The organism is Ramlibacter sp. MAHUQ-53 (assembly GCF_052600055.1).
In genome coordinates, this window is sequence record NZ_JBQWTS010000006.1 from 38766 (window position 1) to 51008 (window position 12243).

The window sequence follows — 12243 nt, forward strand, 5'->3', positions numbered from 1 at the left end:
CCGGGATGAAGATCGAAAAAGACACCGTGGTGACGATGCGCTGCCGCATCACCGACGACAAGGGCCTGTTGATCCAGGACGGCAAGCACCCGCTGTCGTACCTGCATGGCGGCTATGACAACACCTTCCCGAAGATCGAGGAGGCGCTGGAAGGCCGGGCGGTGGGCGACCAGCTCGCCCTCACCCTGGCCCCGGCCGACGCCTTCGGCGAGCGTGACGAGTCCCTGCTGCGCACCATCCCCAAGAGCGACTTCCCGCCCGGCGTGAAGGTGGGCGGCGAGCTGGAGCTGCCCGGCCCCGACGGCGCCCCGCACCCCTTCACCGTGACCAAGATCAAGGGCCCGCAGGTGCTGCTCGATGGCAACCACCCGCTGGCCGGGCGCACACTGAAACTGGCGATCACCGTGACCGAGGTGCGCGCCGCCAGCGCCGAGGAAGTGGCGCACCGCCACGCCCACGGCGCGCACGGCCACCACCACTGACCGCCAGGCCTGCACGGGCTCACTCACTGGCGGCCACCGACGCGCCCGGGCCGGCCGCCTGGTGGCGGCGCCGCAAGGTGGCCGGCTGCACTGTGCCGGGCGGGTCGTCGTCCGCCTCGCGGATGTCCAGGCCCGAGCCGCCGCTGCCGATGAAGGCCTCGTAGTTCGGCCGGAACTCCGCGGCCCAGCCGGGCTGGGCCCGGCGCACCGGGTGCGCTTCCTGCACCAGGTGGCCATTGAGCCGCGCCAAGCCCTCGACCACGCCGCGCACGATGCGCAGGGCCTCTCGCGTGCCGGGTTGTCCGGCGTACAGCGTTTCCGCCATCTGCAGGAACTGGGCCGGGCTCGTGAGGAGGGTGCGCACACCCGCCAGGCTCACGATGCGCCCGACGGTCTCGCCCACGCGGCACAGGTTGCGGCAGATGGCCCCGGCCTGGCCCTTCACGGCCTCGAGCTTGAGGCTGCCGTAGTTCGCGAGGCCGGCGGCCACCAGCGCGTCATACAGCTCCAGGACCGTCTGCGCCAGCGCCTGCGCGAGCTGGCTGCCCAGGGCAGCCGCCGCGCCCGCAGGCAGGTCCTTGCCAAACGTCGCCTGCAACCCGGGGGCGAGGGCAACTTCCGCGGCCAGGCCGGCGCCGGCATAGACCACCGAGGAGGCCAGCGGCCACTCGCGGAACACCGCGTTGCCGGGGCCGGGCGCCGCGCCGGTCTGGTTCTCGACAATGCGGGCACGCGGCGTGGCGCCATCGGTCACCTGCATCACGACTTCGCTGCCGAGGGCAGCGACCAACCCGCTCACGAACTGCGCCGCCACCGCGGCGGCGCGCTCCTGGCCCTGCGCCAGCGAGGAGGAGGACGCCGTGCGCGCCGCCACCATCGGCACGATGCCGCCGCTCAGGGCAAGGGCCAGCCCCTTCTTCGCCAGGCCTGATGCCTTGCAATCCATGACCTGCGCCAGTCCATGCGCGGCCAGCGCGGTGCCCGTCGCCATGGCCACGCCCGTGCCGAGAATGCCCAGCGCCTGCGCGCCCAGGCTGCCGCCGGCCGGTGGCAGGGCCTGCTCCAGGGCAGCGGCCGCATAGGTGCCGGCGACCACGCCGGACACGCCCGCCACGAGGCGCCGGCCGGCATTGGCCAGGCCCACCGGGACGGCGATGGCCATCGCGTCATCGTAGGACTGGGGGGGTTGCCACGCAGGCGCGGTGGGCGGGTGAACCACGACCTGCACCGGGTCCTGGCCGTGGCCGTAGGCCGAGGGAGTGGAAGACGGGGGCGGCAGGTGCTCCACGGCCCGCTGCGTGACGGGTGACGGGCCCTGCGAGGGCACAGGCGGCGTCTTCCTGGGTGTCATGCCGCCGGACTTGCCTTCGCGCCACTCGGCCTCGCCGGGAAACTGGCCATCGAGGCCGCCTCCCCCGGTTTCGTAGGCGGAGGTCCCGCTGTGGGAGAGGCCGTTGCTGCTGCCGTTCTTGACTGTGAACATGGTGGGATGGGTCGGTGCTTGTTGGCGACGGCGTTGGGTCACGACGCCCCCATCCCTGTTCACGGCAGAGGAGCAAAAAAAACGCGCCCCGGGGGGCGCGTCTTCCTGCGAGGGCAGCGGCTCGATCAGCGGCCGGCCACCACGCGGACCATCTCCAGGCACTTGTTGGAGTAGCCCCACTCGTTGTCGTACCAGCTCACGAGCTTGACGAAAGTGCTGTCCAGGGCGATGCCGGCCTCGGCGTCGAAGATGGAGGTGCGCGGGTCGCCGCGGAAGTCGGTGGCGACCACCTTGTCCTCGGTGTAGCCCAGCACGCCCTTGAGCGCGCCTTCGGACTGGGCCTTGAACTCGGCGCAGATCTCGGCGTAGGTGGCGGCGCTGTTCAATTCGACGGTCAGGTCGACCACCGACACGTCGGAGGTCGGCACGCGGAAGGACATGCCGGTCAGCTTCTTGTTCAACTCGGGGATCACCACGCCCACGGCCTTGGCGGCGCCGGTGCTGGAGGGGATGATGTTCTCGAGGATGCCGCGGCCGCCGCGCCAGTCCTTGTTGGACGGGCCGTCGACGGTCTTCTGGGTGGCGGTGGCGGCGTGCACGGTGGTCATGAGGCCGCGCTTGATGCCCCACTTGTCGTTCAGCACCTTGGCCAGGGGGGCCAGGCAGTTGGTGGTGCACGAGGCGTTGGAGATGATGGCCTCGCCCTTGTAGGTCTTGTCGTTCACGCCGAAGACGAACATCGGGGTGTCGTCCTTGGACGGGGCCGACATGATCACCTTCTTGGCGCCCGCGTCGATGTGCTTCTGTGCGCCTTCCTTGGTCAGGAAGATGCCGGTGGCTTCGATCACCACGTCGGCGCCGACCTCGCCCCACTTCAGCTCGGCGGGGTCCTTGACGGCGGTCAGGCGGATCTTCTTGCCGTTGACGACCAGGGTGTTGCCCTCGACGGAGACATCGCCCTCGAAGCGGCCGTGCACGCTGTCGTACTTCAGCATGTAGGCGAGGTAGTCGGGCTCGAGCAGGTCGTTGATCGCGACCACCTCGATGTCCTTGAAGTTCTGCACCGCGGCGCGGAACACCATGCGGCCGATGCGGCCGAAACCATTGATACCGATCTTGAGAGCCATGGGATTAGTCTCCGATGAAGTTGAGGAACCGGGGGAAGCTCACTTGGCGAGCACGGCGCGGACGGTGTCCGCGACGTTCTCGGGCGTGAAGCCGAAGTGCTTGAACAGGACGGGGGCGGGCGCGGACTCACCGTAGGTGTCGATGCCGACCACCGCGGCGCAGCCGTACTTCCACCAGAAGTCGGTCACGCCCATCTCGACGGCGATGCGCGGGAGGCCGGCGGGCAGCACGGACTCCTTGTACGCGCGCTCCTGGCGGTCGAAGGCCGTGGTGCTGGGCATGGAGACCACGCGCACGGCGATGCCGCTGGCGGCGAGTTGCTCCTGGGCCTTCAGGGCCAGCTGCACTTCGGAGCCGGTGGCGATGATCACGGCCTTGGCCTTGCCCTTGGCCGGCTCGGCCAACACGTAGGCGCCGCGGCTGATCTCGCCCAGGTCGGACTTGGGCGCGTAGGCCAGGTTCTGGCGGGACAGCAGCAGGGCCGTCGGGCGGGTCTTGTTCTCCAGGGCCACGGCCCAGGCGACGGCGGTCTCGGCGGTGTCGGCCGGGCGCCAGACATCCAGGTTCGGGATGAGGCGCAGGCTGGCGGCGTGCTCGATGGACTGGTGCGTGGGGCCGTCCTCGCCCAGGCCGATGGAGTCGTGCGTGAACACGTGCACCACGCGCTGCTTCATCAGGGCCGCCATGCGGATGGCGTTGCGGCTGTAGTCGCTGAACGTGAGGAAGGTGCCGCCGTAGGGGATGTAGCCGCCGTGCAGGGCCACGCCGTTCATGATGGCGGCCATGCCGAACTCGCGCACGCCGTAGTTGATGTGGCGGCCCACCTGGCCGGCCTCGTTGCGCACGATGGCGCCCTGGGCATCCACGCGCAGGGCGGGCGTGCTCTTGGTGTTGGTCAGGTTGGAGCCGGTCAGGTCGGCGGACCCCCCCAGCAGCTCGGGCAGGGCGGCGGTGAAGGACTCCAGCGCCAGCTGCGAGGCCTTGCGGGAGGCCACGGTCTCGGCCTTGGTGTGGGCGCCGATCACGGTGTCCACGGCGACCTGCGCGAAGTTCTTCGGCAGCTCGCCCTTCATGCGGCGGGTGAACTCGGCGGCCAGCTCGGGGAAGGCGGCGGCATAGGCGGCGAAGCGCTCGTCCCAGGCGGCCTGGGCCTTGGCGCCGGCGGCCTTGGCATCCCAGGCGTCGTAGGCTTCCTGCGGGATGACGAAGGGCTCGTGGCTCCAGCCGATGGATTCGCGCGTGAGCTTGATCTCCTCGGCGCCCAGGGGCTCGCCGTGGGCCTTGGCCGTGTTGGCGCGGTTCGGGCTGCCCTTGCCGATGTGGGTCTTGGCGACCACGAGGGTGGGCTTGTCGGAGGACTTGCGGGCCTGGGCGATGGCGGCGTCGACGGCGTCGGCGTCATGGCCGTCCACCGGGCCGACCACGTTCCAGCCGTAGGCCTTGAAGCGCGCCGGGGTGTCGTCGATGAACCACGGAGCGACCTGGCCGTCGATGGAGATGCCGTTGTCGTCGTAGATCGCGACCAGCTTGTTCAGCTTCCAGGCGCCGGCCAGGGCGCAGGCCTCGTGGCTGATGCCTTCCATGAGGCAGCCGTCGCCCAGGAAGGCGTAGGTGTAGTGGTCGACGATGGCGTGGCCGTCGCGGTTGAACTCGGCGGCCAGCAGCTTCTCGGCCAGGGCCATGCCCACGGCGTTGGTGATGCCCTGGCCCAGCGGGCCGGTGGTGGTCTCGACACCCGGGGTGATGCCCACTTCGGGGTGGCCGGCGGTCTTGCTGTGCAGCTGGCGGAAGTTCTTCAGCTCCTCGATCGGCAGGTCGTAGCCGGTGAGGTGCAGCAGCGAGTAGATCAGCATCGAGCCGTGGCCGTTCGAGAGCACGAAGCGGTCGCGGTCGAACCACGCCGGGTTGGCGGGGTTGTGCTTCAGGTGACGGCCCCACAGCGCCACGGCGATGTCGGCCATGCCCATGGGGGCACCCGGGTGTCCCGAATTGGCTTGTTGAACGGCATCCATGGACAGGGCGCGGATCGCGCCCGCCATCAGGGGGGTAGTGGCCATCGGGAAGGACTCCGGGAAAAGGCGGAAAGGCGGGTGGGAGGATCGGGTAAACCCCGGATTTTACCCAGCGGGTCCGCCGGCCCCGGACCGGGGGTGGGCTTCGACTACAGTCCCCCGAATGCAAGCACAACACCCCGCCACCGCGATCGTGCTGGCCGCCGGGCGCGGCGAGCGCATGCGGCCGCTGACGGACACCTGCCCCAAGCCCCTGCTGGCGGTGCGCGGCAAGCCCCTGATGCAGTGGCACCTGGAGGCGCTGGCGCGCGGCGGCTGCGGGCATGCGGTGGTCAACACCGCCTGGCTCGGCGCGCAGATCGAGCAGCGCTTCGGGCCCGGGCTGGCAGAGGGCCCGCACATCACCTACTCGCACGAGGGCGTCGACTTCGGCGGCGCGCTCGAGACGGCCGGCGGCATCGCGCGCGCCCTGCCCGCGCTGGCGGACTGCTTCTGGGTGGTGGCCGGTGACGTGTTCATGCCCGGCTTCGAATTCCCGCACGAGGCCCTGGAGCGCTTCGCCGCGGGCAGCGCCCTGGCCCACCTGTGGCTCGTGCCCAACCCGCCACACAACCCGCGCGGCGACTTCGGCCTCGCGGCCGACGGCCATGCCCTGAACGCCCCAGCCGAAGGCGCGCCGCGCTACACCTATTCCACCGTGGGCCTGTACCGCCGGGCCCTGTTCGACGGCCTGCCCGCCGGCAACCCGCAGGGCCTGAAGGCCCCGCTCGCCCCGCTGCTTCGCGCCGCCATGGACAATGGCCGCATCACCGCGCAGCGCCACGACGGCCCCTGGACCGACGTCGGCACCCCGGAGCGGCTGGCCCAGCTCAACGCACCATGAACCACGTCTACGCCGAACGCCGCGCCCGCGTCGCCCAGCACCTGGGCCCGCAGGGCATCGCCCTGGTCCCCACCGCGCCGGAGCGCTCCCGCAACCGCGACAGCGACTACATCTACCGGCACGACAGCTACTTCTACTACCTCACCGGCTTCACCGAGCCCAACGCCTTCCTGGTGATCACCGGCGACGGCGCCAGCACCCTGTTCTGCGCGCCCAAGGACCTGGAGCGCGAGATCTGGGACGGCTACCGCCTCGGCCCCGAGGCGGCCCCGGCGGCCCTGGGCGTCAGCGCGGCGCTCTCCGTGAACGAGCTCGACACGCAGCTGCCGCGCCTGCTGGAAAACCGCGACGCGGTGTGGTTCCCGTTCGCGATCCACGAGGGCCTGGAGTCGCGCGTGGCGGGCTGGCTGCAGAAGGTGCGCGCCCGCGTGCGCTTCGGCGCGCAGTGCCCCGAGCAGCAGCACGACCTGTGCGGCCTGCTGGACGAGATGCGCCTGGTCAAGGACGCCCACGAGCAGGACATCATGCGCCGCGCCAGCGCCATCAGCGCCCGGGCCCACGTGCGGGCCATGCGCACCTGCGCGCAGATGCTGCGCGAGGGACGGGACGTGCGCGAGTACCACCTCGACGCCGAGCTGCTGCACGAGTTCCGCATGGGCGGCTCGCAGTACCCGGCCTATGGCTCCATCGTCGCCGCCGGCGCCAATGCCTGCGTGCTGCATTACCGCGCCGACGCCGCGCCGGTGCGCGCCGGCGAGCTGGTGCTGATCGACGCCGGCTGCGAGCTCGATGGCTACGCCAGCGACATCACCCGCACCTTCCCGGCGGACGGCCGCTTCACCGGGCCGCAGCGCGCGCTGTACGACCTGGTGCTGGCCTCGCAGGACGCCGCCATCGCGGCGACGAAGCCGGGCGCCCGCTTCACCGACCCGCACGAGGCCACGGTGAAGGTGCTGGCCCAGGGCATGCTCGATGTCGGCCTGCTCGACCGCAACGCGGTCGGCACGGTGGACGACGTGATCGAGAAGCGCGCCTACTTCGCCTTCTACATGCACCGCACCGGCCACTGGCTGGGGATGGACGTGCACGATTGCGGCAGCTACGTGGAGCCGGGCGAGGCGGGCGAGGTCACCGAGCGGCGCGACCCGCTGTCCAACGAGGTGATCAGGAACCGCCCGAGCCGCATCCTGCGGCCCGGCATGGTGCTCACCATCGAGCCCGGCATCTACGTGCGCCCCGGGCCGGGCGTGCCGGAGCACTTCCACCACATCGGCATCCGCATCGAGGACGACGCCATCGTCACCGAGGGCGGCTGCGAGCTGATCACTCGCGGCGTGCCAGTGAAGGCGGACGAGATCGAGGCGCTGATGCGCGGCTAGCGGGGCGGGGCAGGCGCGCCGTCGCCCGGAGGCAGCGGCCGGGCATATTCCAGCGTCAGATTGACGCAGTCCGGGCCGGCCACGCGGCCCAGCCCCTCCAGGATCTCCACCGCCTCGGCCACGCCCAGCGCAGTCTCCCGGGTGCGGACCTCCGCCTCGGCGGCGTCCAGCGCCTGGGCGGTCGGGTTGTCCGCCACGTCGCGCTGGTCCGACCTGCGGCACGCCAGGCAGCAACAGCCCAGGCCGAGTCCGCCTGCGGAGCAGCACGCGCCGCCCAGGTAGGAGACGATCCGCCAGCCCAGGGGCATGGCGCAGATGGAAGCGGTCACCAGGTAGCCGATGCCGATCGCGGCGACCCCGAAGCAGCCTTCGGCCGTGAATCCGTTGTGGGTGAGACGCACGGCGGCCTCACCGGCCCGCGCCCGGCGCTCCCGCATGGCGCCGGCCTCCTGCCGCGAAGCCTCCAGCGACTGCCGGAGTCCGGCGAGGTCGGGGCGCGGGTTTCGGACGGCGGCCGGCTCCACCTGCATGGCCTCGCGCGGCGGGGCGCCGCTCGAGGGCGCCGGGTGCCAGCGTACGGGGGAGTCCGCCAGCGGGGTCATTCCTTGCCCCCGAGCCGGGGCGCGCAGGCCCCGATCACAAACGACCGGCCTTCGTGGATATCCAGGTCATCCGACACGATGGTGACCAGGTCGCCGGGCAACCCGTCGAGCAGCGGTCGGCGGACCGCGGCCTCGATCCCCTGGCAGTTCTTCAAAAGGTGGCTGGCGTGCGCGACCCGTTCAGCGGCCAGCTCGCGCGCGCCACTGAAGAACGGCTCCCCCGTCACGGCCGGTCCCGGGAACCGCTCGCGCTCGACGACCAGGGCCTGTTCCACCCGGGCGAGCCGATCGCGTGCGGCCCGAAGCTCCCGGGAGTCGCCGGGACGGACCACGGCCCGGGCGCCCGGGCGTCCCGGCGAAGTGGGGGACGAAGGCGGCAGGCCCAGGCTGTCGGGCTCGCCGGCGAGCCCCATCACCGGCGGCACCCGCCAGAGGTGGGGCGGTTTCGATCCAGGGGGAACCATGCGCAATCTCCTCGAAGCTTGAACGAGGCCCCTCGGTAACCGGGTGGCCTTCGGGCGCCGATCGATTGATGGAATCGAAAGCGAATCATCGATTGATATAAACAATTCGATCGGCCCTGGCGCGGCTTGGACCGGCGCCCACATGGATGAGGGGGCGGGTCTACAATCGCCACCCTCAAAACAAGCACGGACACCACGATTCCAAGGGATGCCGTGCGCGAGGAGATCTCATTCATGTCCGCCACCCCGCCGGTGAAACCGGAAGACAAGCGCGCGCTCCTGCGCCAGGCCGCCCTCGAGTACCACGAGTTCCCGACCCCCGGCAAAGTCGCCATCCAGGCGACCAAGCAGTTGATCAACCAGCGTGACCTCGCGCTGGCCTACTCGCCCGGCGTGGCGGCCCCCTGCGAAGAGATCGTCAAGGACCCGGCCAACGCCTTCCGCTACACCTCGCGCGGCAACCTGGTGGCCGTGATCACCAACGGCACCGCGGTGCTGGGCCTGGGCGATATCGGCCCGCTCGCCGCCAAGCCGGTGATGGAGGGCAAGGGCGTCCTGTTCAAGAAGTTCGCCGGCATCGACGTCTTCGACATCGAGATCAACGAGAAGCACGACCTCGACAAGCTGGTCGACATCATTGCCTCGCTGGAGCCCACCTTCGGCGGCGTGAACCTGGAGGACATCAAGGCCCCCGACTGCTTCTACGTCGAGCGCAAGCTGCGCGAGCGCATGAAGATCCCGGTCTTCCACGACGACCAGCACGGCACCGCCATCGTGGTGGGCGCGGCCATCATCAACGGCCTGAAGGTCGTGGGCAAAGACCTCAAGCAGGTCAAGCTCGTCACCTCCGGCGCCGGCGCCGCCGCCCTGGCCTGCCTGCAGCTGCTGGTGAAGCTGGGCCTGCCGCGCGAGAACATTTTCGCCACCGACCTCGCCGGCGTGGTCTACAAGGGCCGCACCGAGCTGATGGACGAGGACAAGGTCCAGTTCGCCCAGGACACGCCCCACCGCACCCTGGCCCAGGCCATCGAGGGCGCCGATATCTTCCTGGGCCTGTCCGCCGGCGGCGTGCTCAAGCCCGAGATGGTCAAGACCATGGCGGCCAACCCGCTGATCCTGGCGCTGGCCAACCCCAACCCCGAGATCCAGCCGGCCGACGCCAAGGCCGTGCGCCCCGACGCCATCCTGGCCACCGGCCGCACCGACTTTCCGAACCAGGTCAACAACGTCCTGTGCTTCCCCTACATCTTCCGCGGCGCCCTGGACTGCGGCGCCACCACGATCACCGATGAGATGGAGATCGCGGCCGTCCACGCCATCGCCGAGCTGGCCCAGGCCGAGCAGAGCGAGGTGGTGGCAGCGGCCTACGTGGGCGAACAGCTGGCCTTCGGCCCGGAATACCTGATTCCCAAGCCGTTCGACCCCCGCCTGATGATCAAGATCGCCCCGGCCGTGGCCGAGGCCGCTGCCGCCAGCGGTGTGGCCCAGCGCCCGATCCAGGACATGGACGCCTACCGCGACCGGCTGCAGAGCTTCGTCTATGCGTCCGGCACCGCGATGAAGCCCATCATGGCCGCCGCCAAGCTGGCCAAGAAGAAGCGCGTCGCCTTCTGCGAGGGCGAGGAAGAACGCATCCTGCGCGCCGCCCAGATCGTGGTCGACGAGGGCATCGCCCGCCCGACCCTGATCGGCCGCCCGGCGGTGATGGCCCAGCGCATCGAGAAGTTCGGCCTGCGCCTGCGCGCCGGCGTCGACTACGACGTGGTCAACGTGGAGCAGGACGACCGCTACCGCGAGTTCTGGCAGACCTACCACGCCATGACCGAGCGCAAGGGCGTGACGGTGCAGATGGCCAAGATCGAGATGCGCCGCCGCCTCACGCTGATCGGCGCGATGCTGCTGCACAAGGACCAGGTCGACGGCATGATCTGCGGCACCTGGGGCCTGACCTCGCTGCACCTGCAGTACATCGACCAGGTCATCGGCCGCCGCCCGGGCGTGAACACCTACGCCGCCATGAACGGCCTGATCCTGCCCGGACGCCAGGTCTTCCTGGTCGACACGCACGTCAACTACGACCCCACGGCCGAGCAGCTCGCCGAGATCACGGTCCAGGCCGCCGAGGAAATGATGCGCTTCGGCATCAAGCCCAAGGCCGCGCTGCTGTCGCACTCCAGCTTCGGCTCGAGCAACCAACCCAGCGCCGTCAAGATGCGCCAGGTGCTGGACCTGCTGCGCAGCCGGGCGCCCTGGCTGGAGGTGGATGGCGAGATGCATGGCGACGTCGCCCTGGACGGCGCCGCCCGTGCCCAGCTGATGCCCAACAGCACCCTGACCGGCGATGCCAACCTGCTGGTGCTGCCCAACATCGACGCGGCCAACATCTCGTACAACCTGCTGAAAACGGCGGCGGGCGGCAACATCGCCATCGGCCCGGTGCTGCTGGGCGCGGCCAAGCCGGTCCACATCCTGACTCCCAGCGCGACCGTGCGCCGGATCGTCAACATGACGGCCCTGACCGTGGCCGACGCCAACGTCTCTCGCTGAGCATTTACGTACTACAAAACGACAGTTGGCACTAACTTGGGCCACTGTCAACCGGCCCCGGAATGGCCTTCCCGGCTGCCCAAAATATGGGCAGCCGCTTGCCTTTTCTGACGGGATCATTCACACTCGCGGCTTTGCAGCGTCCGGGTAAACCCGGGCCGTGGCGTCCACGAGGCCACCCCCCGCAGAACCGTTCCATGTCGCCCGCCGCCTTCCTCAAGTTTGCGCTCACTAGCTTCTTGATGTCGGTGGCCTTCACAGGCCCAGCGCCCGCGAAGACCCAGGCCGATCCCGCCGCCGGCAGCGCCGCCATCGTTTCGTTGGCCGAGCTTCCCAGGCAGGGCCGTGAAACCTACGAACGGATCCGCCAGGGCGGTCCCTTTCCTTTCGAAAAGGACGGCACGGTGTTCTTCAACCGTGAAAAGCAGCTCCCGCCGGCGGCGAGGGGCTACTGGCGGGAGTACACCGTGGTGACGCCCGGGTCGCGCGACCGGGGGGCCCGGCGCATCGTTTGCGGCGGCCCGCCCCGGATTCCGGACGCTTGTTATTACACCGCCGACCACTACGCCAGTTTTCGCAAGATCGTGGAGTGACCCCGGATGAAACGGGATCTGTTTTTGAACATGGAAAGAACCGCGGAGATGGACAAGTCCCTTCGCCCCAACGTCAGCGACACGCCCCTGAAGGGCGTGCGCAGCAACATCGTGCAATCCATCCGCGCCCACCGCGTACAGGACCTGCAGGATGCCGCCAGCGCCCTGGGCCACCACTTCCTGTACGCCAACCTGGCCAATGCCCAGAGCAAGCAGGACGTGCTGGACATGATCGCCGCGCAATTCATGCTGCCGGCCCACTTCGGCAAGAACTTCGACGCGCTGTACGACTGCATGACCGACCCGGTCCACAAGTCGGGCCCGCAGCCGGGCTTCGTGGTGGTGCTGGAATCGATCCCGGCCAACGCCAAGTTCGACAAGGAAGCACGCGAGCAGCTGCTGGACATCTTCCGTGACTGCTCCGACTACTGGGGCGACCGCAAGATCCCGTTCCGCTGCTTCTACTCCTTCTCCGTGGCACGCGCCGCCAGCGGCGAGAAGGCACCCGAAGCCACCGGCGCGGCCGAAGCCGGTGAGAACGCGGCCGAAGCCGGCGAGAAGATGCCGACCGACAAGCTGGTCGACGTGTCCCCGCTGGCCCTGCGTATGAGCAGCCCGTTCAACGCCGGCTACTGGCTGACCGCCGCCTGAGCCCCTTCCGGCTCACACG

At 69.9% G+C, this 12243-nt stretch carries 10 protein-coding genes and 1 pseudogene; 6 read left to right on the forward strand and 5 right to left on the reverse strand.

The features are described from left to right. The first annotated feature begins 5 nt into the window (after positions 1 to 5). The gene (locus ACT80S_RS10605) at positions 6 to 482 is read left to right on the forward strand and encodes an FKBP-type peptidyl-prolyl cis-trans isomerase (RefSeq protein ID WP_377415600.1); all 477 of its coding nucleotides are present in this window, start codon (positions 6 to 8) and stop codon (positions 480 to 482) included. A 19-nt stretch (positions 483 to 501) separates the two neighbouring features. On the opposite strand, the gene ACT80S_RS10610 is transcribed toward ACT80S_RS10605, so the two are convergent. The 3 genes from ACT80S_RS10610 to tkt all read right to left on the reverse strand — a co-directional run bounded on the left by ACT80S_RS10610 (position 502) and on the right by tkt (position 5150). Next, positions 502 to 1965: a hypothetical protein gene (locus tag ACT80S_RS10610; protein WP_377415601.1), complete on the reverse strand. Its 1464-nt coding sequence runs from the start codon at positions 1963 to 1965 to the stop codon at positions 502 to 504. A gap of 125 nt (positions 1966 to 2090) precedes the next feature. Beyond that, a complete protein-coding gene (gene gap / locus ACT80S_RS10615; protein WP_377415602.1) occupies positions 2091 to 3092 on the reverse strand; it encodes a type I glyceraldehyde-3-phosphate dehydrogenase in 1002 nt (333 codons plus the stop codon). Between the two features lie 39 nt (positions 3093 to 3131). Further along, the gene (gene tkt / locus ACT80S_RS10620) at positions 3132 to 5150 is read right to left on the reverse strand and encodes a transketolase (protein WP_377415603.1); all 2019 of its coding nucleotides are present in this window, start codon (positions 5148 to 5150) and stop codon (positions 3132 to 3134) included. 118 nt (positions 5151 to 5268) lie between these two features. Between tkt and murU the strand changes: the two genes are divergently transcribed. Both murU and ACT80S_RS10630 read left to right on the forward strand, forming a co-directional pair. Continuing rightward, positions 5269 to 5988 carry an N-acetylmuramate alpha-1-phosphate uridylyltransferase MurU gene (gene murU, locus ACT80S_RS10625; protein ID WP_377415604.1) on the forward strand — a complete coding sequence of 240 codons (720 nt, stop codon included), beginning with the start codon at positions 5269 to 5271 and terminating at the stop codon, positions 5986 to 5988. Further along, on the forward strand, positions 5985 to 7367 hold the full coding sequence (locus ACT80S_RS10630; RefSeq protein ID WP_377415605.1) for an aminopeptidase P N-terminal domain-containing protein: 1383 nt from the start codon (positions 5985 to 5987) through the stop codon (positions 7365 to 7367). Before murU ends, ACT80S_RS10630 begins: the two co-directional genes overlap by 4 nt. Here ACT80S_RS10630 and ACT80S_RS10635 read toward each other — a convergent pair. Beyond that, on the reverse strand, positions 7364 to 7969 hold the full coding sequence (locus tag ACT80S_RS10635; protein ID WP_377415606.1) for a hypothetical protein: 606 nt from the start codon (positions 7967 to 7969) through the stop codon (positions 7364 to 7366). The two genes, ACT80S_RS10630 and ACT80S_RS10635, sit on opposite strands and share 4 nt — an antisense overlap. After that, positions 7966 to 8433 carry a hypothetical protein gene (locus tag ACT80S_RS10640; RefSeq protein ID WP_377415607.1) on the reverse strand — a complete coding sequence of 156 codons (468 nt, stop codon included), beginning with the start codon at positions 8431 to 8433 and terminating at the stop codon, positions 7966 to 7968. Before ACT80S_RS10640 ends, ACT80S_RS10635 begins: the two co-directional genes overlap by 4 nt. Positions 8434 to 8667: 234 nt before the next feature. On the opposite strand from ACT80S_RS10640, the gene ACT80S_RS10645 reads away from it, so the two are divergent. From ACT80S_RS10645 to ACT80S_RS10655, 3 genes and pseudogenes are all read left to right on the forward strand, one after another. Continuing rightward, a complete protein-coding gene (locus tag ACT80S_RS10645; protein WP_377415608.1) occupies positions 8668 to 10980 on the forward strand; it encodes an NADP-dependent malic enzyme in 2313 nt (770 codons plus the stop codon). Between the two features lie 197 nt (positions 10981 to 11177). Further along, entirely contained in the window at positions 11178 to 11573 is a 396-nt protein-coding gene (locus ACT80S_RS10650; protein ID WP_377415609.1) for a ribonuclease domain-containing protein, read from the forward strand. Between the two features lie 48 nt (positions 11574 to 11621). Next, positions 11622 to 12044, forward strand: a pseudogene (locus ACT80S_RS10655) (barstar family protein); the annotation flags it as partial. Between the last annotated feature and the right edge of the window lie 199 nt (positions 12045 to 12243).